This is a genomic window from Streptomyces sp. CB02056 (assembly GCF_001905545.1).
GTDB lineage: Bacteria > Actinomycetota > Actinomycetes > Streptomycetales > Streptomycetaceae > Kitasatospora.
Window position 1 is genome coordinate 57772 of record NZ_LIPD01000016.1, and the last position, 21512, is coordinate 79283.

Sequence of the window (21512 nt, forward strand, 5' to 3'; positions counted from 1 at the left end):
CCGTACCCGGCGTCAGTGCCGGGCCGCCCCGCCCAGCGGCTGTCGCCGCTGCGGGACGAACTGGCCGTCCGGGTCGCCCGGGGTGCGCGCGGCCCGCGGGGGCAGCGGGGCGGCCGGACCGGCCAGCAGGGGTTGGGAGTCGGGTCGGCTCGGGGAGACGGCGAAGGCCAGCGAGCCGAAGAAGATGTAGCAGCCGAGCCCGACCCCGAGCGGGAAGATGAACTGGAGCGCCATCACGCCGCCTTCGGTGGAGCGCGAGAAGTCCAGCTGGACGGAGAGCGCCGCCATGCCGGTGTAGTGCATCGCGCAGACCGCCACGCCCATCACCGGCGCCGCCGCCAGGACGGCGAGCGTGCCCCGGATGTTCAGCGCGGCCCAGAGCGCGGCGGTGGCGGCGACCACGGCGATGGCCACCGAGGCCGCCACGACGGTCCGGTCGTAGCCGAGCCGGCCGGGCAGGACCATCGCGGCCATGCCCAGGTAGTGCATCGCGGCGACCCCGAGGCCGGTGGTCAGCCCGCCGACCAGCAGGGCCGGGGCGCGGCGGCGCCAGTACCCGACGGTGAAGAGTCCGATGCCGACCACGGCGACGGCGACCAGCAGGCTGAGCACGGTGAGCAGGGGCCGGTAGCTGATCTCGGCGCCGGTCACGGAGAAGCCGAGCATCGCGATGAAGTGCATCGACCAGATCCCGGCGCCGAGCGAGGTGGAGGCGAACAGCAGCCAGACGACCCGGGTGCGGCCCTGGGAGACGAGCGCCCAGCGGGCGCTGCGCAGCGCGACGAAGGCGCCGAGGCAGGCGACGAAGTACGAGACCGCCGGGGTCACCCAGCCGTGGTCGGCATGGTGGATCGCACCCAAGAGAGCTCCCTGGACGAGGGTTGAGGGCACCGGGGCGCGGGAGGGCGCGGCTGGTCGGGGAAGGCGCGCGGCGAACGGGCACCGGAGCGGGAACGCCGTCCCGCGGGGAGGAGCCTGGCGTGTGGTGCCCCTGACAAGGGGGAGATTAGCCATCGACCGGCAGTCGCACAATGTTCGCGTTTTTCGTGAAGTCCCAGGTCAGGATGGGCCTTTACGCGGCCTGCATGATCCCGGCACCAACCCCTGACACCGCCTGCGCACCGCCCCCGGCCGCCTTTGGTGCTTACTCCAAGGGGGCTAGCCCGAACGGGTGGCCGGCCGGGTCGATCAGCACCCGTAGTGTGCGGCCGTGCTGGTAGGCGGGCTCGGTGGCGCCGAGCGCGAGGGCCTTGGCGGTGGCCTCGTCCAGGTCGTCGACGTAGAAGTCGAGGTGGAAGTGCTTGCTGCCGTCCGGCTCCGTCCACGGCTCCGGCCGGTAGCCGGTCACCCGTCCGAAGCCCAGCGGGCTGCCGCCCTCGGGGTTGTCCAGGATGGCGAAGTGGTCGTCCGCGTGCCTGGTCTCCCACCCCAGCAGTTCGCCGTAGAACGAGGCCAGCGCGACCGGGTCGGCGCAGTCGATGGTGACCATGGCGAGCCGGCCGAAGCCGGTGTCGGCGGGCCCGGTCGGCCCGGTCGGCTGGGGCTGCTCGGACGACCGGGGCCGGTCGGACCGTTCGGACGACTGCGGCCGTCCGGACGGCTCGGACCGCTCGGACCGCTCGGTGGCGAGGTCGGACATGGCAGGTCGGCCCTTCTGGGAGTCGAGAGCTGGGGCCCATCACCAATATGGCACCGGGGTGACCCTCCGGCACGGCGGCGGATCTCATTTTCCTTAGCGAGAGTAATGACGTAAGCTAAAGAGATGCCCGAGATGTCCGAGCAGGACCTCGCAGCGATCAGTCAGCTGCGATCGTCCACGATGCGCCTCTCCCGACGACTCAAACACCAGAGGGTGGAGGAGTCGCTGAGTCCCACCGAGATGGGAGTGCTGGGCACCCTCGCCCGGTGCGGGAAGGCGACGCCGGGTGAGCTCGCCCGGAAGGAGCACGTGCAGCCTCCTTCGATGACCAGGATCGTCGCGATGCTGGAGGAGAAGGGGCTGGTGCGGCGCGAACCGCACCCCGAGGACCGCCGACAGGTGGTCGTCAGCAGCACCGAGCAGGCCGAGACGATCCTCGCGGAGAGTCGTCGGCGCCGGAACGTCTGGCTCGCCGAGCTCGCCCAGGGGCTCGACGAGGAGGAGTGGGCCGTCCTCAGGGAGGCCGCGCCCGTGCTCTACAAGCTCGCACACCTGTAGCCGTACACCCGCGGTCCGTACGGCCGCAGCTCGTACACCTCTGAGGCACACCGACCCCGGCCGGCCGCCGGGAGAACAAGGAGCCCGCATCACCGCAGGACCGACCACCGACACCAGGAGCGCGACGGCCACCGCCATGGCCGTCGCGCCGCGAGGGGAGACCAACGTGACACCGACGGCCGCAGCCAGCGCCGCCATCCGCACCGACGAGCCCACCACCGACCCCGCCGCGGCCAGTGCCGCGGCCGCCGAAGCCCAGGCACCCGCCCCCACGGGACTGCCCGGCAACGGCGACGACGACCCCGACGAACGCACCGCGGCGGACCCCGCCGCTCCCGGCCGATCCCGATCGGCCACATCTCCCACAGGCGCCCGCTTCACGAGGCCCGGGGGGATGTTCTCCTCCCTTCGCGTTCGCAACTACCGCTACTACTTCGCCGGCCAGGTGGTGTCCAACACCGGCACCTGGATGCAGCGCATCGCCCAGGACTGGCTGGTGCTGAGCCTCACCGGCAGCCCGCTCGCGGTCGGCATCACCACCGCCATGCAGTTCCTGCCGATGCTGCTGCTCGGACTGTTCGGCGGCGTGCTCGCCGACCGGATGCCCAAGCGCCGGCTGCTGATCTACACCCAGGGCGCGATGGGCCTGCTGGCCGCCGGCCTCGCGGTGCTGACCGTCGGCGGCGTGGTGACGCCGTACTACGTGTACGCCTTCGCGCTGCTGCTCGGCCTGGTCACCGTGGTGGACAACCCGACCCGGCAGGCCTTCGTCTCCGAGATGGTCGGCCCGAAGGACCTGGCCAACGCCGTCAGCCTGAACGCCGCCAACTTCCAGACCGCCCGGCTGGTCGGCCCCGCCGTCGCGGGCCTGCTGATCGCCGCGGTCGGCAGCGGCTGGGCGTTCGCCGTCAACGCGCTGTCCTTCGCCGCAGTGATCGGCGGGCTGCTCGCGATGCGGGAGTCCGAACTGCGCCCGACCGCGCCGATCGCCCGCGAGAAGGGGCAGTTGCGCGAGGGCCTGCGGTACGTCAAGGAGCGGCCCGAGCTGCTCTGGCCGATGGTGCTGGCCGGGTTCATCGGCACCTTCGGCTTCAACTTCCCGACGCTGCTCTCCGGTTTCGCGTACGACACCTTCAAGGTGGGCGCCGGCCAGTACGGCCTGCTGAACACCGCGATGGCGATCGGCTCGCTGGCGGGTGCGCTGCTCGCCGCCCGCCGGGGCGTGCCGCGGCTGCGCCGGCTGGTCGGCGCGGCGCTGGCCTTCGGAGCGCTGGAGGTGGTCGCCGCGTTCGCGCCCGACTACTGGACCTTCGCGCTGCTGCTGATGCTCATCGGGGTGTTCGGGCTGAGCTTCAACACCTCCGTCAACTCCATGCTGCAGTTGTCCACCGACCCCGAGATGCGCGGCCGGGTGATGGGCCTGCTGGTGCTGGTCTTCACCGGCGGCACGCCGATCGGCGCCCCGGTCGTCGGCTGGGTGACCGCCTCGTACGGGCCCCGGCTCGGCCTGCTGGCCTGCGGACTGGTGTCCGCGGCGGCGGCCGGCGCGGTCGGCCTGGTGCTGGCCCGCAGCGCGGACCTGCGGGTGCGGTTCGACCTGCACCCGGGCCGCGGCGGCCGGGTGGTGGCCTTCGTGCCGCGGACCGGTGCGGCGAGCAAGTCGGAGCTGGCGGCGGCCTGCTGATGCCGCGCCAGGCCCCCGGGAGTGCCCCGGGGGCCGGATGGTTCAGGGCCGGACGGGTCAGAGCCGGATCTCCAGCACCTGGCCGGGCCAGAGGCCGTGCGGCTGCTCGACCTCGAACGTCACGGTCTCGGTGAAGCCGAGCGCCCGGTAGAGCCCGACCAGCTTGCGGTCGGCGCCGCCGTAGCAGTCCACCCGGATCAGGCCGATGCCGCGCCGGCGGGCCTCCTCGATCGCGTCGGCGATCAGCGCGGCGCCGATGCCGGAGCCCTTGCGGGTGCGGTCGGTGACCAGGTTGCGGACGTACAGCTCGCGCTCGTCCACGGCGGGGATCCACCGGCCGCGGTCCTCGGAGACCACGCAGCAGCCGACCGTACGGCCGTCCTCGTCCACGGCGAGGCGGATCAGGAACGGCTCCTCGGCGTACGAGGAGACCTGGTCGATCCGGGCCTGGTTGGTGCTGAACGGCTGGTCGCCCCACTGGCCGGTACGGCCCTGGGCGGTCAGCCAGGAGACGGCGCCGTCGAGCAGGGACAGGATGTCGGGGACGTCCGCGGACCCCCCGTTGCGGATCTTCATGGAAGACCGTTCTACCCCAGACGGCCGGGCGCGGGAAGATTGATCCATGAGGTTGTTCGTGGCGGTGCTGCCGACGACCGAGGCGCTGCAGGGGCTCGCGGACGCGGTCGCGCCGCTGCGGGAGCTGCCGGGGGCGGAGCGGCTGCGCTGGACCGGCGCCGAGGGCCGGCACCTGACCCTGGCCTTCCTGGGCGAGGTGGCCGCCGAGCGGCTGCCGGAGCTGGCGGCGGGCCTGGCCGCCGTCGCCGAGGTCAACCCGGTGCACCGGCTGCGGATCGCGGGCGCGGGGCGGTTCGGCGACCGGGTGCTCTGGGCCGGGGTCGAGGGCCAGGCCTGGGCGCTGCGCCGGCTGGCCGAGGCCGTCACGGAGGCCACCGCCGAGGTCACCGGGGCGACCGACGACTTCGCCTTCCACCCGCACCTCACCCTCGCCCGGGCGGGCTCCTCGCGCGGGCACCGGCGGGCCGTGCAGCGGGTCGCGGCGGCCGAGCTGGACGGCCTGGTGGCGGCGCTGGCCGACTACCGGGGGCCGGAGTGGGAGGCCGCCGAGCTGCACCTGGTGCGCAGCGACCCGGGCGGCGGCTCCGCGCGCTACGTGACGCTGCGCACCTGGGCGCTGGCCGACTGGGGCTGAGGGCTGAGGGCTGAGCGCCGCGGGGGCGGGCCGTGGGGGGCGGTGGGGCAGGGGCCCGGCGGAGTCCGGGGTGAGCCGGAGGTACGCTCGTTGACCGTGGATCCCAAGACTCGTATGCGCATCGTCTCCGGCACCCTGGTGCTGATGCTGGTCGTCGTGCTGATCAGCTCACTGGTCGGCCGCTGAGGCCTGCCTGAGGCCCGTCCGAGGGCTGCCTGAGCCTGCCGGAGGCCCGTCCGGGCACAGACACGCCCCAGGACCCCGGGAACGGCGAGAGGGCCACCGCCCGTCGGCGGTGGCCCTCGGCCGTGTCCTCGGGGGACCGGGTCAGACCTGCGCGAGCTGCTCGACCACGTAGTCGACGCAGTGGGTGAGCGCCTCGACGTCCGCCGGGTCGATCGCCGGGAACATCGCGATGCGCAGCTGGTTGCGGCCCAGCTTGCGGTACGGCTCGGTGTCCACGATGCCGTTGGCACGCAGTGCCTTGGCGACCGCGGCGGCGTCCACCGACTCGTCGAAGTCGATGGTGCCGACCACCTGGGAGCGCTCGGCCGGGTTCGCCACGAAGGGGGTCGCGAACGGGGACTTCTCGGCCCAGGAGTACAGCCGGGACGAGGAGTCGGCGGTGCGGGCGACCGCCCAGTCCAGCCCGCCGTTGCCGTTCAGCCACTCCAGCTGGTCGGCCAGCAGGAAGAGGGTGGAGAGCGACGGGGTGTTGTACGTCTGGTCCTTCGACGAGTTGTCGATGGCCGTCGGCAGCGAGAAGAACGGCGGGATGTAGCGGCCGGAGGCGGCGATCTCGGCGGCGCGCTCCAGGGCGGCCGGGGAGAAGGTGGCCAGCCACAGGCCGCCCTCGGAGGCGAAGGACTTCTGCGGGGCGAAGTAGTAGACGTCCGTCTCGGTGATGTCCACCGGCAGGCCGCCGGCGCCCGAGGTGGCGTCCACCAGGACCAGCGAGCCCTCGTCGGCGCCGGCCGGGCGCGCGATCGGCATCGCGACGCCGGTCGAGGTCTCGTTGTGGGTGAGCCCGTAGACGTCCACGCCGGCCTCGGCGACCGGCAGCGGGTGGGTGCCCGGGGCGGTCTTGATCACGGTCGGCTCGCCGAGCCACGGCGCGGCCTTGACCGAGGAGGCGAACTTCGAGGAGAACTCGCCGAAGTCCAGGTGCTGGGACTTCTCCCGCACCAGGCCGAAGGCGGCGATGTCCCAGAAGGCGGTGGAGCCGCCGTTGCCGAGGACGACCTGGTAGCCGTCCGGCAGCGAGAACAGGCTGCTCACGCCCTCGCGCACGCGCTTGACCACGTTCTTGACCGGGGCCTGGCGGTGCGAGGTGCCGAGCAGGGAGGTCTGGGTGGCGGCGAGGGCACTCAGGGCCTCGGGGCGCACCTTGGACGGTCCGCAGCCGAAACGGCCGTCTGCGGGCTTGATGTCAGCGGGGATCTGGATCTGAGCCACGCGCGCAGCCTACCGGCCGGGGGCCCGGCGGGGTACGGCCGTCCGCCCGCTGAGACCGCGGTCACGGCTGCTCGGGGAGCCGCCCGGAAACGTGCGGCAGCGGGCCCGGCCGGAGCCGGACCCGCTGCTCAGGGGCACTGACCGGACGCTCGTCCGGTATTCGCCGACCGGGGGGTCAGCGGGCGATGGCGTCCCAGCCCTCGATCTCCTCGGGGCGGCGCGGGCCGGGGCCGATGTAGCGCGCGGAGGGGCGCACGAGCCGGCCCGTGCGCTTCTGCTCCAGGATGTGCGCCGACCAGCCGGCCGTCCGGGCGCAGGTGAACATCGAGGTGAACATGTGCGCCGGGACCTCGGCGAAGTCCAGCATGATGGCGGCCCAGAACTCGACGTTGGTGGCCAGCACGCGGTCGGGGCGGCGGTTGTGCAGCTCCTCCAGCGCGGCCTTCTCCAGCGCCTCGGCGACCTCGAAGCGCGGCGCGCCGAGCTCCTTGGCGGTGCGGCGCAGCACCCGGGCGCGCGGGTCCTCGGCGCGGTAGACGCGGTGGCCGAAGCCCATCAGCCGCTCGCCCTTGTCCAGGGCGTTCTTGACCCAGGCGGTGGCGTCGCCGGTGCGCTCGATCTCCTCGATCATGCCGAGCACGCGGGACGGCGCGCCGCCGTGCAGCGGGCCGGACATCGCGCCGACCGCGCCGGAGAGCGCGGCCGCGACGTCGGCGCCGGTGGAGGCGATGACCCGGGCGGTGAAGGTGGAGGCGTTCATGCCGTGCTCGGCGGCGGAGGTCCAGTAGGCGTCGACGGCCTTGACGTGCTTCGGGTCCGGCTCGCCGCGCCAGCGGATCATGAACCGCTCGACGACCGTCTCGGCCTTGTCGATCTCGCTCTGCGGGACCATCGGCAGGCCCTGGCCGCGGGCCGACTGGGCGACGTAGGAGAGTGCCATCACGGCGGCCCGGGCGAGGTCGTCGCGGGCCTGCTCGGCGTCGATGTCCAGCAGCGGCTTGAGGCCCCAGACCGGGGCGAGCATGGCGAGCGCCGACTGCACGTCGACCCGGATGTCGCCGGAGTGCACCGGGATCGGGAACGGCTCCGCGGCCGGCAGGCCGGGGTTGAACTTGCCGTCCACCAGCAGGCCCCAGACGTGGCCGAAGGAGACGCTGCCCACCAGGTCGTCGATGTCGACACCGCGGTACCGCAGGGCGCCGCCCTCACGGTCGGGTTCGGCGATCTCGCTCTCGAACGCGACGACTCCCTCAAGCCCGGGTACGAAATCGGACATGCGACGGCTCCCTCAGTTCTGTGATCGGCGCCCCGCCGTGGTGGGGCGGCGCGCCAGTGACCGAATGGTGTTTGGCACTCGGTGCCAGGGTGACAGGCACGGGGTGCATTGCGCCATACACCACCATGGTGATGTTTCCCGTCGACCCGTTTGACTTTCCCCGTCGGAGGGGCCGGCCGGGCCCGTGGCGCCCCCGGAAGCCCTGGAATCCCCCGAATCAAACGTCCGGTTCCGGACAATTCCCCGCAGGGCGGGCGGCCGAGCGGTGGAGGGTCACCTGATCTCCCACCGGGGTTTGTCCGGAGGTAGCGGTGCCCGCTGCTTGTCGTACGGGATGATGTTGGCGTGCAGACCCCGGATCGCGCCCAGTCGACGCCCCCGAGCCCCGCCAACCGGACCCTGGCCGACGAGGCCCGCCCCCGGCCGGACCTCACCGTGATGCGCAAGCACTACAGCCACGAGGGCCTGGTCGAGGAGCAGCTCGCGCCCGAGCCGATCGGCCAGTTCACCCGCTGGTTCCACGACGCCGACGACGCCGGGGTGGTGGAGCCCAACGCGATGGTGCTCTCCACCGCCGACGCCGAGGGGCGGCCCAGCTCGCGCACCGTCCTGCTCAAGGGCTACGACCTGCGCGGCTTCGTGTTCTTCACCAACTACGGCTCCCGCAAGGGCTCCGAGCTGGCCGCCAACCCGCATGCCGGGCTGCTGTTCCCGTGGATCGCGCTGGCCCGCCAGGTGATCGTCCAGGGCCGGGTGGAGAAGGTCGGCCGGGACGAGACCGCGGCCTACTTCCGCACCCGCCCGCACGGCTCCCAGCTGGGCGCCTGGGCCAGCGAGCAGTCCAGCCCGGTCGGCGGCCGGGAGGTCCTCGAACAGCGGTACGCCGAGCTGGAGCGCCGCTACCCGGAGGGCGAGGGCGTGCCCGTCCCGCCGTTCTGGGGCGGGTACCGGGTGGTCCCGCGGAGCGTCGAGTTCTGGCAGGGCCGGGAGAACCGGCTGCACGACCGGCTCCGCTACGTCGTCGACCCGTCCAGCCCGACGGGGTGGCGGGTGGAGCGGCTCTGCCCGTGATCCGTTCGGCCCACAGGCTCCGCGCGGCGCCCGCGCGGAGCTGATGGGGGCCGAACGGCCCCGCATCCCCCCAACTCGCCGGTACCGTGGGCGGGTCGGCAGGCCAGGGTGATGTGGTCGGGGGCGCGATGGAACCGTTGTTCTTCTTCAGCTACGCCCGCCGGGACCAGCTGGCCGGCAGTACGTTCGTGGACCAGTTCTTCAGCGACCTCAAGGACGAGCTGGCCCGACTCGAACCCGCCGTCGGCCCGGCCGGGCTCGGCTACCGGGACACCGAGCGGCTGCGGGTGGGCGACGACTGGGAACGGCAACTGTCCGACAACGTCGCCTCGTGCCGGACCCTGGTGGCGCTGTACTCCCCGGCGTACTTCGCGAGTCCGTACTGCGGCAAGGAGTGGACGGCCTTCGACGAAAGGATGTGCCGCCACCAGGAGTTGACCGGTCGCTCGGTGCCGGCGCTGATCCCGGTGCTCTGGGAGCCGCTGCCGGAGGGCCTGCCGTCCCGTGTGCTGCGGATCCAGTACGTCCAGCGCGACATGGGCGAGGCCTACGCGGCCGGTGGACTGCGGTCCCTGCTGCGGGCAGACCCGTACGGGCCGGAGTACCTGCGGATCGTCAGGAAGATCGCCGAGCGCGTGCGGGAGGCCGCTGGGCAGTTCCTCGGCGAGCTGCCGAAGCTCGAACTCGGCGCGGTCCAGGGCTGTTTCCCGCTCTCCGGTGAGCAGCCGTCCCCCGTCCGGCCGGGGATGGTCCGTTTGTTCGTGGCGGCCGGACGGGCGCGGGAAAGCGGCGGATCGTCACCGGACGGGACGGAGTCGGCGGCCCGGGTGCCCGGGGGCGGGTGGTACGGATCGCAGCCCTGGGACTGGGCGCCGTACCACCCGCCGAGTGTCCCCTCACTGGTGGTCGGGGCCCAACGGGCGATCACCCGGGCCGGTCATATCACCACACTGGACGAGATCGGCCCGGGCCTCGCGGTCGACCTGGACCGGGCCCGGGAGAACAATCAGGTCAGTGTGTTGCTCGTGGATCCGTGGGCGGCCAGGCAGGAGCCGTACCGGGAGGCGCTGCGCGAGTTCGACGACCAGAACCATCCGGTCACCGGGGTCCTGGTGCCGGCCGGCACCGGTGACCCGCCGGACGGGCCGGCCCGCGACCGGCTCTGGGGCGGGGTGCGCGCGGTGTTCCCGCGCAACTGGCTGCACCGCTCGGGGCCGGAACCACTCTTCCGGGTGAGAGTGACCCGGGAGCGTTTCGAGAGCGAGTTATTGCGCACCGTGACCGTTGCGCAGAACCGGTTGTTGGACGAGGTGGACGAGGGCGAGGACGGTGATCCGGAGGCCATCCGGGCCTCGTTCGGACTCGGCCCGGGGGCGCGAGCGCTCCCCGGGCTGGCGATCCCGGCCCGGCCGGCACCACGGGCGCATCCGGGCCCCGTTACCGCCACGCCGCCTGACGACGAGGCGCCGAGCCGAGGGGACTCAGCGTGATGCCGGCCGACCGGACCCCGCCGACAGCCGACGATGCCGCCGCTCCGTCGGCGACCGGCTCGATCGTGACCTTCTACTCCTTCAAGGGCGGCACCGGCCGGACCATGGCCTTGGCCAACCTGGGCTGGATCATGGCGAGTCAGGGACTGCGGGTCCTGGTGGTGGACTGGGACCTCGAAGCCCCGGGCCTGCATCGCTACTACCACCCGTTGCTGATTGATCCCGAGCTCTCCGGCACACCCGGCCTGATCGACCTGTTGCGCGGCTACGTCGATCAGGCCCTGCCCCGCGCGGGTGAAGCGCCGGGGCTCGGACCGCGGGAGTGGCTCGCCGAGCCCGGACACCTGGACAGGTACCTCTGCGGCCTCGCCCTCGATCTGCCTGCCGGAGGCCGCCTCGACCTGATGCCTGCCGGACGGCAGGACAGCGCCTACTCGGCGGCCGTCACCAGCTTCAACTGGCGCAGCTTCTACACCCGGAACGACATCCGAGGGGCGGAGTTCCTGACGGCCCTGCGTGAGCAGTGGACGAGCTCGTACGACTACGTACTGATCGACAGTCGGACCGGGGTCAGCGACACCTCCGGCATCTGCACCGTGCTGATGCCCGACACCGTGATCGACTGCTTCACCATGAGCGCCCAGAGCATCCGCGGCGGCGTCGACGCGGCCCACTCCATCGCCGACTCGGACGTGCGGGACATTCGGGTGTTCCCGGTGCCGATGCGGGTGGAGGAGGCCGAGCGGTCGGGCCTCGCCGCCGGACGGGACTTCGTCCGGGAGGCGTTCGCCCCCTACCTGGAACGCTGGCTCTCCGGCGAGCGGGCGGAGACGTACTGGCGCGATGTGGAGGTGCCCTACAAGCCCTTCTACGCCTACGAGGAGGTGCCGGCGACCGTCGCCGACCGGCCCCGCCAACATCGCAGCCTGCTCAGCGCGTACGAGAGGCTGGCCGCCTGGCTCACCGACGGGCGGGTGCGCGAGCTGAGACCCGTCCCGGACCGGGTCCGGCGCCGGCTCTACGCGGCCTACCTGCGGCCCGGGCGGACCAGGTCCCGTCAGGTGTACGTGAGTTACGCACCGGGGGACCGTATGTGGGCCGAGTGGGCCGTTGCGGCGCTGACCGGGTTCGGCTACGTGGCCACGCTGCACAGCGCTGCGACCCCGACGGAGCCGTCCGGCGCCCTGCCGGAGGTCGACGGGCCCTTGGACGGGGACGGGCGGATGCTGGCACTGCTGTCGCCGGAGTACTTGGCACTGCCACGGGCGGGAGAGCTGTGGCGCCGCTCCGGAGAGGGGGAGGAGGGCGCGCTGGCGGCCGTGTCCGTGGCAGCCGTACCGCTCCCGGATCCCTTCGACAGCCGGGCGGTGGTCGAACTGGCCTCCTGCCAGGCCGAATCGGCGGAGTCCCGGTTGTTCGAACTGCTCGGGCCGCCGCCCGGCGCAGGCCGTTGGGTCGAGGCCGAGGAGTCGGCCGCGCCGTCGGTCCGTTTCCCTGGCAGTCGGCCGGTGGTGTGCTCGCTTCCTCAGCGTGACCCCGCTTTCACCGGTCGCGCCGTGTTGCTTGACCGGTTGCGTGACGGATTCACCGGGAGGCCCGCCGGCACACCCGTCCAGGTGCTGTACGGGATGGGCGGGGTCGGCAAGTCGCAGACCGCGGTCGAGTACGCGCATCGCTTCGCTGCGGGGTACGACGTCGTCTGGTGGGTCCGGGCCGAGCAGCCCGCCGACATCCCGCAGCAGCTCGCCGACCTCGCCGAGGTGCTCGGACTGCCTGTGGACGGGGACGTTCAGCAGGCGGCCCGGGGCCTGCTGGACCACCTCGCCCACGCGCGTCCGCACGCGCGGTGGCTGCTGGTCTACGACAACGCCGAGGATCCGGACCAGCTGACGTCCTGGCTGCCCGCCGGTACGACGGACGGACACGTGCTGGTGACCTCCCGGAACCGGCGCTGGGCCCGGCATCCGGGCCGTGTCGAGGTCGAGGTGTTCGACCGGGTGGAGAGCGTGCGACTGGTGGGGCGCTTCAACCCCGCGATCGACCCCCTGGACGCCGGCCGGATCGCCGAGCGGCTCGGCGACCTGCCGCTCGCTGTCGGCCAGGCGGCGCGGTGGCTCCAGGAGACGCCGATGCCGGTCGCCTCCTACCTGCAACTGCTGGACGAGGAACTCACCGAGGTACTGGACCGACCGATCCCCGGTGGCGGCCAGGCCGCTGTCGCCGCCACGGCACGGATCGTCGGTACCGATCTGCGCCGGGTCAGTCCTCCGGCTGTGCGGCTGCTGGAACTCTGCGGCTTCCTCGGGCCGGACGCGATTCCGATCGAGCTGTTCTACAGCGGGCCGGCCATCAAGGCGATCGGCCCCCCGCAGGGGGAGGACGAGCGTCTGGCGATCGGGGACATCCTGCGGATCGTCGACCAGTACGGGATGGTCCGCTACGACGCGAGGGGCGGCGGGACACTCGGGGTGCACCGGATCGTCCAGGCCGTGCTGCGCGACCAGGTGGACCCGGCGGACCGGCCGTCCGTCCGTGCCGCCGTGCACCGTGCGTTGGCACTGGTCGGGGCCGGCGACCCGGACCAGGCCGCGGACTGGCCGCGGTTCGCCATGCTGCTGCCGCACCTGGGCCCGTCCGGAGCGGTGGAGAGCGCCGACCCGGACGTGCGGCAATGGATCCGCGGGTCCGTTCGCTACCTGTGGCAGCGAGGGCTGCTGGAGGCCGCGCGGGACCTCGCGACGCGGGCGCTGGAACACTGGGACGAGGCGGGCCTGCCGACGTTGTTCCTGCGGGTCGAGCTGGCCAATGTGCGGCGGCTCCAGGGCGCCGCACAGGACGCGTACCGGATCGACCGGGCAGTGTGGGAGCAACTGACGGCCCTGCTCGGCCCGGAACACCTGAAGACCATCGCGGCCGCCGGCGGTCTGGGTGGTGACCTTCGCCAACTCGGCCGCTACCGCGAGGCGCAGGAGCTCGACCGCCGGACGCTCGCGGCTGCCGAGCGATCCCTCGGGCCGGCGCACCCGCGCACCACGATGATGATCAACAATCTGGCGCTCTCCGACTTCCTGGCCGGGGACCTCCACGGTGCGTTGGCTCGGCACGCCGAGGCGTTGCGCCGCCAGCGTGCGGTGCTCGGCGGGGACAGCCTGTACACCCTTTCCTCCGTCGTCAACCATGCCCGCGACCTGCGGGAACTCGGTCGGTACGAAGAGGCGCTGACCCTGCTCACGGATGCGGTCGAGCGCTACCGGGCCCGCTACGGCGAGGATCACGACGGCACGCTCAAGGCCCTCCGCCACCTTGGTGCGGTCCTGCTGCGGCTCGGACGGTACGAAGAGGCGCGGGCCGCTGACGAGGAGGCGCACCGGCGGCTACTGGTCCGCCACGGGGCGGACCATCCGGAGACCGCGGCTGCCGCCGGACACCTGGCCGCCGACCTCGCGGCATCGGGCGAGACGGACCGGGCCATCGCGTTGGCGCGGGAGGTGTCCGGCTATCACCGTGCACGCCTCGGGGATGAGCACCCCACGACGCTGCTCGCCGCCGGAAACCTGGCGGTGCTGTTGCGGCGGAGCGGTCGTGCGGAGGAGGCCGCGGAACTCTCCGGACGGGCGCTTGAGGGGCTTCGGGCGCAGTTGGGCGGTCGGCACCGGTACGTCGGGGTGACGATGCTGAACCACGCCAACTCGCTGGTGGATGCGGGCGATCCGGCCACGGCGCGAGAGTTGGGCGAACGGGCTGCAGCAGTGCTGGCGGAGTCGCTGGGGTCGGACCACCCCTACAGTCGGGCGGCAGTCAGGAATCTGACACTAAATCAGGAGATCGGTGGTGTCGGTGCTCCAGGTGCGGCCGAACGAGTGGACATCTTCGTCGAAACGCCGCCGGTGTGACCCGGTCGCCCAGGGTTGAGCAGCTGGTGCGGGCCGTCCGGGCGCTCGGCGGGCCGGGGGAATGAATCCGGCTTGCCGGATGCTTGGCCCGGCGGGGCGATTGTTCCGGTGCTTCCCGGGGCACTCCCGGGGTGTGACCAGGGGCTGGTCCGTGTGGTTGTTCGGGTACGGGCCACGGCGACGCGCTTCGGCGCGCGCCACGGCGAAGTGCGCGACCGCTGAACGGGTGAATTCTGGGGGCCCAAAGCGCTGTCGTACGACGTCGGCAGCCCGGGGAGCCCAACGTGAGTCCGCAAGGTGCCGCGCGGAGTCTTCGCGGGCACTACATTGGTCGCAACCGGGTGGGCTTACCCACCCTCGGCAGGTCCTAACCGCGCCTAAGGAAACGAATATGACTCCGGTAACCAGCACCAGGCCGGCCGGCAAGCTCACTGACCCTCAGGAGACGCCGGAACGCCCCTCGCTCGCCGACCTCGCCGCACTCGGCGCGGAAGAGCTCGCCTCCCGGCTCCAGCGCGCGCTCCCCGGCGCGGACTCCGGCCTCGTGCCGGTCGCAGCCTTCAACTCCTCGATCTGACCCGGCCCGGAACTCCCGGCGGAGCCCAGGCCGAGCAGACCGAGCCGATCGAAGCGAACCGGACAGTTCCATGACGACGTCGATTCCGCTGCCGTTGACACAGTTCGTGGTCAAGATGCACAGCAGGTGCGATCTGGCCTGCGACCACTGCTACGTCTACGAACACGCGGACAGCAGCTGGCGGTCCCGGCCGAAGGTCATCGCGGACGGGATCCTGGCCAAGGCCGCCGAGCGCATCGGCGAGCACGCGGCCGCCCACCGGCTGCCCGCCGTCCGGGTCGTCCTGCACGGGGGAGAACCCCTGCTCGCCGGCCCGGACCGCTTGCGCCGCGCCGCCGAGGCGCTCCGGGCGGCACTCCCGCCCGGCTGCGCCCTCGACCTGCGCATCCACACCAACGGCGTGCTGCTGAACCGGGACTTCTGCGCGCTGTTCGCGGAGCAGGAGATCAAGGTCGGCATCTCGCTGGACGGCGACAAGGCCGCCAACGACCGCCACCGGCGGTTCGCCGACGGACGCAGCAGCCACCCGCAGGTGCTGCGGGCCGTCGCGCTGCTGAACGAACCCGGATACCGGCACCTGTTCGCCGGGCTGCTGTGCACGATGGACGTCCGGAACGACCCGGTGGCCGTGTACCGGGCGCTGGCCGAACTCCGGCCGCCCGCCGTGGACTTCCTGCTCCCGCACGCCACCTGGGACGAGCCGCCCGGGCGCCCCGCCGAGCTGGGTGCCACCCCGTACGCCGACTGGCTGCTGACCGTCCACGGGCTGTGGGACGCGGACGGGCGGCCGTTCGCCGTACGGACCTTCGAATCCGTGCACCGGACCCTGCGGGGGTTCTCCAGCCTCACCGAGTCGCTCGGACTGGAGCCCTCCGACCTGGCCGTCCTGGAGACGGACGGGACCTTCGAGCAGGCCGACAGCCTGAAGACCGCGTACGACGGCGCGCCCGCCACCGGGATGAACGTTTTCGCGCACAGCCTCGACGACCTCGCCCGCCACCCCGGCATCGCCGCCCGGCAGTCCGGCCTGGCCGGACTGAGCGAGGCCTGCCGCGCCTGCTCCGTGGTCCGCTCCTGCGGTGGCGGGCTGTACGCCCACCGCTATCGGAGCGACGATGGGGGAGGCAGCTTCGACCATCCCTCCGTCTACTGCGGTGATCTCATGACGTTCATCAAGGGCATTGCGGGGAGCGGGAGTTCCGGCGACGGTGTGCCCGCGCAGCCGGCCGGGGTGCCCGGTGTGCCCGGTGCGCCATCGCCGGAGGCCGAACCGCTGCTGCCCGGTGCGCTCGCCCCGTCGCAACTCGACGAACTCGCGCACGGATACGGGAGCGCGGAGACCGTCGCCGCGCTCGGCCGCTCCCAACTCGCCCTCACCCGGGCGATGCTGGCCGCCGCCTGGGACGCCTCCGGACAGGGGCGGGCCGAAGCGTGGACCCTGCTGGCCGAGCTCGACACGGCGGCCCCCGCCGCCGTGGACGCCGTCCTCGCCCACCCGTACGCCCGCGCCTGGGCGGCCCGCCGCCTCGCCGGGGACCTCCAGGCCGGACTCGGCCCGCTGGCCGCGCTCGCCGCGGCGGCCGCCGTGCGGGCCGGCCGGGGCGACGCGGTGGCCGTGCCCGTACGCGGCGGCTGGCTGCACCTGCCGACGCTCGGCCGGATCGCCGTACCCGACGGCGAGGCCGTGGTCACCGGGCGGGCGGGCGGCCTCGCGGTCCGGGCGTCCGACGGCACGGTACGCACCGAACTGGACGAACCGCTGCGGAGGGTCCGGCTGGCCGGCGGCTGGACGGTCGCCCTGGAGGACGCCGACCCGCTGCGCGACTGCCACGACCACCCCGTCGCGGCCCACCTCTCCGAGAGCGAACTGCTCGACTGGACGGGCGCGTTGCGCGAAGCCTGGGAGCTGCTCGGGCGCGACCTGCCCGGGTACGCGGAAGGCATCCGGGCCGGTCTGACGACGGTCACCCCGTTGCGGCCGGGCCCGACCGGCCGGGACGTCAGCTCGGCGGCCCGGCAGGCGTACGGCGCGGTCGGCATCGCCCGGCCCGCCACCGCGCCGACCCTCGCCCTGCTGCTCGCGCACGAGTTCCAGCACGTCAAACTCGGCGCGGTGCTGGACCTGACCGACCTGTACGACCGCGCCGACCCCACCCTGTACTTCGCCCCCTGGCGGCCCGACCCCCGGCCGCTCGAAGGGCTGCTCCAGGGCACGTACGCCCACCTGGCCGTCACCGAGTACTGGGGCACCCGCACCCTCGCGTACGACGGACTGCCGGGCACGGCCGCCGACCGGGCGCGGGAGCAGTTCGCGCTCTGGCGGCGGTACACCGCCGAGGCCGTGGAGCGGCTGGCGAGCTCCGGAGCCCTGACCGGGACCGGCTTGCGCTTCGCCGACGGCATGCGTGCCACCGTGGCACCCTGGCTCGACCTGTCGCTGCCCGCCGCCGCCGAGCAGGCGGCCGACCGGGTACGGCGGGAACGGGCCGGGGTCTGACCTCCCACCCGCGCCGCCCCGGGACCTCCCCCGCCCGGGGCCCTCACCCCCCGGGAGACGCCATCCTCACCGAACCCCGCGCCGGCGGCGGCGTCGCCGTCGCCTCCCCCGTCCACCCCCTCGTCCGCGACCTCGCCGACCTCGGGGTCCGTCCCGGCACGGTGCTGCACGTCCAGGCATCGCTGCGCTCCCTCGGACCGGTGCCCGGCGGGGCGGCCGGGGTGGTCGAGGCCCTGCTCGACGCCCTGGGCCCCGACGGCACCCTCGTCGCCTACACCGCCACGCCCGAGAACTCCGCCACCTCCCGCATCCACCAGTCCGCCACCGCCGGTCTCTCCCCGGCGGAGGTGGCCGACTACCAGGCCCGGATGCCCCGCTTCGACCCGGCCACCACCCCGGCCTCGCCCTCCATGGGGGCGCTGTCGGAAGCCGTCCGCTCCTGGCCGGGCGCCCTGCGCAGCCGGCACCCGCAGACCTCCTGGGCCGCCGTGGGCCGGCTCGCCCACGAGGTCACCGCCCACCACCCGCTCACCTCCCACCTCGGCCCGGAGTCGCCGCTCGGACGGCTCTACGACCTGGACGCCCGGGTGCTGATGCTCGGCGTCCCGATGGACCGCTTCACCGCCTTCCACCTCGCCGACCTGCGCATGCCCGACGTGACCGTGCGCGAGTACCGCTGCGTCGGCGTGGACGGCTGGACCACCTTCCGGGCCCCCGACCTGGACGACCTCCACTTCGGCCGCCTCGGCGCCGAGGTCCTGCGCACCGCCCGCGGCGTCACCACGGCCCGCATCGGCACCGCCGACTGCCGGCTGGTGCCGGTGCGGGAGGCCGTCGACCTGGCCGAGGCCGTCCTGCGGCGCGGCCGCGCCTGAACCCCGCTCCTCGTTCCCGCCGCTGACAAGTGATCCCGCCGTTTCCCACCCCCCCCGCCCCCCACACCCACCCCTCCGCCCCACCCCGCCCCCGTGGCCGCTTCGGCTCCGCCGAAGCGGCGACGGGGCTCCAACCTCATTGCGTGCGTAGGAAGTCGGCCCCGCCGACTTCCTACGCACGCTGTCCTCCCGATCGGTTTGGCGGCTCCTGGGCCCCACGGCTGCGAGCAAGGTGCCCCTATTCGTCAGTGTGACGCAACCGGGTTGGAAGCCGCTTGCCCAGCCTGCGGCGTCTGACATGCTGATGGTCCGTCGAGAGGGGTCGCAGCGATGCAGTGGAAGATCCACGGGGAACGTCCGATCTACGAGAACCCTTGGGTGAACCTGTGGTTGGCCGACGTCGAGCAGCCTGACGGGCGCCGCTGGGAGTACCACGTGGTCAAGCTGCGGCACCTGGCCGTGGCCGCCATCGTGAACAGCGAGAAGCAGGTCCTCATGATGTGGCGGCACCGCTTCATCACCGACACCTGGGCCTGGGAACTCCCGATGGGCCTGGTCGAGCCGGATGAGACCCCGGCGGAGGCTGCGGCCCGTGAAGCACTGGAGGAGACCGGCTGGAAGGTCTCGGACGTGAAGCCGCTGATCTACGCGCAGCCGGCGAACGGGATCACCGACTCGGAGCACTTCGTCTTCCGGGCCGACGCCGCGGAGTACGTGGGACCGCCGACCGAGCGCAACGAGTCCGACCGGATCGAGTGGATTCCCCTGTCCGATCTGCGCGGCATGATCAACCGTCGCGAGATCGTCAGCAGTGGCACGCTCGTGGGCGTGCTCCACCTGCTGCTGGACGAGGCTGGCCTTTGATCAGCCGGCCGCACTGGTGATCCGGTCGGCCAACGTCGCTACTGAGGCATTGGCCCGGTAGGGCCTGAGCAGGTGGCGGAACTCCTGGAGGTGGGCGACCACTCGGGGGGACTCGACCACTGCCGCGAGATCGGCGGCTTCCGTGGCGGTCGCGCACGCCAACTCGACCTGCCGCTGCTGGAGCTGGGTGCGTGCGAGCCAAAAACTGTGGAACGCGCGGCCCCGGAGGTTCGTCGTCGGTTCGGCCCGTAAGGCTTCGGCGATGAGGGGTTCGGCGGCGGTCGCGTCTCCCAGCTGGCCGAGGGCGATGCCGGTGTCCACAGTGAGCTTGGTGCGGTCGAAGTACTCGACCCATGCGGGGTCGTCGTCCCCCTCGCGGATGCGCTCGAAGTGCTGTTGCGCCTCGGTGATCGCGCGGTGGGTCGACGCCTGGTCGTGTGCACTCGCGTGGCCGAAGGCTTCGCGCATCGACAGCATGGCCAGTAGCCTCGGCGTACCGCCGACAAGGCGCGCGCTGTCCTGCGCGGCTAGGGCGAGCGTGATCGCGTCCTGTGCCCTGTCCTGGTAGGTCGACTGGAGGCTGAGACAGGCCAACACGTTGGCGATGAAGGGGCGGTCGTCGATCTCTCGTGCGAGCCGAAGCGACTCAGTGAAGTATCCCTGCGCGGTGTTGTACTGCCGTGCGTCGAAGTACGTCCACCCTGTGAGGCGTGCGAGCTCGGCAGCGATGCCGTGCAGGCTGCGCCGGTAGTTGGGATCGGCGGTGTCGCGCATTATGCCCGTGACGTATCTGAGCTGACCGATTACCGCTGGCCGGAGCGCTTCGCCGCCGTGCTGGTCATCGCGCCGCCAGTAGTCCTCGATGGACGCTTGGAGGGACCGCAGGACGTTGGGCGTGACCCGCGTGCCCGCCGCGATGGCGAGGATGTTGTCGAGATCGCTGCCTGAACGCGAATCCACGACCGGCAACGGGGTACGGGCAGGCTCGACCACCGGTGTTGGGTCCCGGCGTGGGATCGGTGACGGTTCCCAACTGCGGTCCGCCAGGCCGAGCATCCGTCCCGGAATCCGTAGGCCGTCTGCGATGCGTTCGATGACGGTCATGTTGGTGATCTTCGGTCGGCCCTTCATCACCTCGCCCACCCTGCTGGGTGTCAGCTCGCACGCTCGGGCGACGCGTGAAGGGTGGAAACCGCCTTTGCGCTTGGCGAGCTGGAAGATCAACGCGAAGTCTCTCTCCGCGCATGCCGCCACCATCTCGGGGTCCGTGAGCAGCCGACGCGGAAGCCCTGGTGACGGAGTGGACTCGCTCATGGCCAGCTGCCCCTCAGCGCAAGGAAGATCATTGCTCAGTGTCACGTGAGATAACTGACCGCGAGTTTACCCATCGTGGGTACACGCGCTGGCCTTATTTCGACACCACCTGCCACGGGATTCTGGGATCGCTTCCGGGAGGACGCCGGGAGCCCGACTGATGGAGGGGAGCGGTTCTACCGATGAGTCTGATCAAAACCGCCGACCCATCAGGTACCGAGCACATCGAGATCCCGGTAGTACGGTCTGGTGACCTCGGGTGCCTGCTCCATCTACGCTGCCATCCCGAATCTGCGGGGACCGCACGCAAGTTGGTGACTACCGCTCTGACGGCATGGTCCCTTGAGTACCTTGCGGACGTGGCTGAGCTGCTGGTGACCGAGCTGGTTGCCAACGCGGCCAAGCACACGGGGTGTTCGCGGATCTCCGTCTCGGTGGACCGACAGGAGGCGTCGGTGTGGGTGGGGGGCCGGGACTCGTCCCGCGCACTGCCGTGCCGCACGGAGCCGGAGGGTCAGGCGGAGTCCGGGTATGGCCTCTGCCTGGTGGAATCCCTCTCGTCCCGTTGGGGAGTGGACTGGGCCCCGTTCGGCAAGTGGGTCTGGTTCGCGCTGAGGACGGCGACGCCATGACCTCGGACGGAACTGGGGCTCGCGGCCAACACCATGGCGAGCGTCGTGATCCCGTTGGCGCGGTGCTGACGGGGGTCTGGGCGCTCGGTCACGTGGTCACGGTGTTCCTCCTCGGAACCGCCGCGGTGAACCAACTGGACGCCGACCACCACGGCCTGGCGCACATCTCGCTGGCGGCACCGGACCACGAGCCGCCGGCCTGAGCATTGGCTCACCTCAAGACTCCCCCCGGCCCCGACGACGACACCGGGGTCGGGGGGTCGCACCACCGTGACGGGGAGTGGACCCGCCACGCCCTACGGCAACGAAGGGAGGTGAACACCATGGAGGACTACGCCCAGCTCGACCCCGAGCCGGAGGAGGAGGCCGTCGTCCTGGGAGACGCGGCGGTCCTGACGAAGGGCAGCAACAACCAGAGTGTTGAGGGCAAGCGCTCGCCCTACAACGCCTGACAGTACTGCGGCGGCACCTCACGAC

General features: G+C 72.3%; 18 protein-coding genes. 12 read left to right on the forward strand and 6 right to left on the reverse strand.

What is annotated here, in order from left to right:
• Window positions 1–12: 12 nt before the first annotated feature.
• Both AMK13_RS33820 and AMK13_RS33825 read right to left on the reverse strand, forming a co-directional pair.
• Complete coding sequence (locus AMK13_RS33820) at window positions 13–861, reverse strand: MHYT domain-containing protein (RefSeq protein WP_074005469.1); 849 nt, start codon at window positions 859–861, stop codon at window positions 13–15.
• 283 nt (window positions 862–1144) lie between these two features.
• Entirely contained in the window at window positions 1145–1639 is a 495-nt protein-coding gene (locus AMK13_RS33825) for a VOC family protein (protein WP_234348557.1), read from the reverse strand.
• Between the two features lie 123 nt (window positions 1640–1762).
• Here AMK13_RS33825 and AMK13_RS33830 point away from each other — a divergent pair, with 123 nt between their 5' ends.
• The gene (locus AMK13_RS33830; protein ID WP_030235202.1) at window positions 1763–2197 is read left to right on the forward strand and encodes a MarR family winged helix-turn-helix transcriptional regulator; all 435 of its coding nucleotides are present in this window, start codon (window positions 1763–1765) and stop codon (window positions 2195–2197) included.
• A 394-nt stretch (window positions 2198–2591) separates the two neighbouring features.
• Entirely contained in the window at window positions 2592–3881 is a 1290-nt protein-coding gene (locus tag AMK13_RS33835) for an MFS transporter (protein WP_198959492.1), read from the forward strand.
• A 57-nt stretch (window positions 3882–3938) separates the two neighbouring features.
• Here AMK13_RS33835 and AMK13_RS33840 read toward each other — a convergent pair whose 3' ends face one another.
• Complete coding sequence (locus AMK13_RS33840; protein ID WP_079272742.1) at window positions 3939–4457, reverse strand: GNAT family N-acetyltransferase; 519 nt, start codon at window positions 4455–4457, stop codon at window positions 3939–3941.
• Between the two features lie 46 nt (window positions 4458–4503).
• Here AMK13_RS33840 and thpR point away from each other — a divergent pair, with 46 nt between their 5' ends.
• Window positions 4504–5091, forward strand: a complete 588-nt coding sequence (gene thpR / locus AMK13_RS33845) for an RNA 2',3'-cyclic phosphodiesterase (protein WP_074005471.1) — start codon at window positions 4504–4506, stop codon at window positions 5089–5091.
• Window positions 5092–5418: 327 nt separating this feature from the next.
• On the opposite strand, the gene serC is transcribed toward thpR, so the two are convergent.
• The gene (gene serC / locus AMK13_RS33850; RefSeq protein ID WP_049656082.1) at window positions 5419–6546 is read right to left on the reverse strand and encodes a phosphoserine transaminase; all 1128 of its coding nucleotides are present in this window, start codon (window positions 6544–6546) and stop codon (window positions 5419–5421) included.
• A gap of 175 nt (window positions 6547–6721) precedes the next feature.
• A complete protein-coding gene (locus AMK13_RS33855) occupies window positions 6722–7822 on the reverse strand; it encodes a citrate synthase 2 (RefSeq protein ID WP_049656080.1) in 1101 nt (366 codons plus the stop codon).
• A 438-nt stretch (window positions 7823–8260) separates the two neighbouring features.
• On the opposite strand from AMK13_RS33855, the gene pdxH reads away from it, so the two are divergent.
• The 7 genes from pdxH to AMK13_RS33890 all read left to right on the forward strand — a co-directional run bounded on the left by pdxH (window position 8261) and on the right by AMK13_RS33890 (window position 19089).
• On the forward strand, window positions 8261–8893 hold the full coding sequence (gene pdxH, locus AMK13_RS33860) for a pyridoxamine 5'-phosphate oxidase (protein ID WP_074005541.1): 633 nt from the start codon (window positions 8261–8263) through the stop codon (window positions 8891–8893).
• A 128-nt stretch (window positions 8894–9021) separates the two neighbouring features.
• Window positions 9022–10383: a TIR-like protein FxsC gene (locus AMK13_RS33865; protein WP_079272743.1), complete on the forward strand. Its 1362-nt coding sequence runs from the start codon at window positions 9022–9024 to the stop codon at window positions 10381–10383.
• Complete coding sequence (fxsT, locus tag AMK13_RS33870; protein ID WP_074005473.1) at window positions 10383–14276, forward strand: FxSxx-COOH system tetratricopeptide repeat protein; 3894 nt, start codon at window positions 10383–10385, stop codon at window positions 14274–14276. Before AMK13_RS33865 ends, fxsT begins: the two co-directional genes overlap by 1 nt.
• Before the next feature lie 391 nt (window positions 14277–14667).
• Window positions 14668–14853, forward strand: a complete 186-nt coding sequence (locus AMK13_RS33875; protein ID WP_049660424.1) for a hypothetical protein — start codon at window positions 14668–14670, stop codon at window positions 14851–14853.
• Window positions 14854–14923: 70 nt separating this feature from the next.
• Window positions 14924–17350 (forward strand): FxsB family cyclophane-forming radical SAM/SPASM peptide maturase, encoded by a 2427-nt coding sequence (locus AMK13_RS33880; protein ID WP_074005474.1) that lies wholly within the window; start codon window positions 14924–14926, stop codon window positions 17348–17350.
• A gap of 161 nt (window positions 17351–17511) precedes the next feature.
• Window positions 17512–18225, forward strand: a complete 714-nt coding sequence (locus AMK13_RS33885; RefSeq protein WP_241853148.1) for an aminoglycoside N(3)-acetyltransferase — start codon at window positions 17512–17514, stop codon at window positions 18223–18225.
• Between the two features lie 330 nt (window positions 18226–18555).
• Entirely contained in the window at window positions 18556–19089 is a 534-nt protein-coding gene (locus tag AMK13_RS33890) for an NUDIX domain-containing protein (protein WP_074005475.1), read from the forward strand.
• Here AMK13_RS33890 and AMK13_RS33895 read toward each other — a convergent pair whose 3' ends face one another.
• Complete coding sequence (locus tag AMK13_RS33895; RefSeq protein ID WP_074005476.1) at window positions 19090–20403, reverse strand: hypothetical protein; 1314 nt, start codon at window positions 20401–20403, stop codon at window positions 19090–19092. It abuts the gene before it with no gap.
• A gap of 694 nt (window positions 20404–21097) precedes the next feature.
• On the opposite strand from AMK13_RS33895, the gene AMK13_RS43830 reads away from it, so the two are divergent.
• Window positions 21098–21238, forward strand: coding sequence for a hypothetical protein (locus tag AMK13_RS43830; protein ID WP_158077778.1), 141 nt, complete (start codon window positions 21098–21100; stop codon window positions 21236–21238).
• 120 nt (window positions 21239–21358) lie between these two features.
• Complete coding sequence (locus AMK13_RS42500) at window positions 21359–21487, forward strand: albusnodin family lasso peptide (protein WP_107418935.1); 129 nt, start codon at window positions 21359–21361, stop codon at window positions 21485–21487.
• The last annotated feature ends 25 nt before the right edge of the window (window positions 21488–21512 follow it).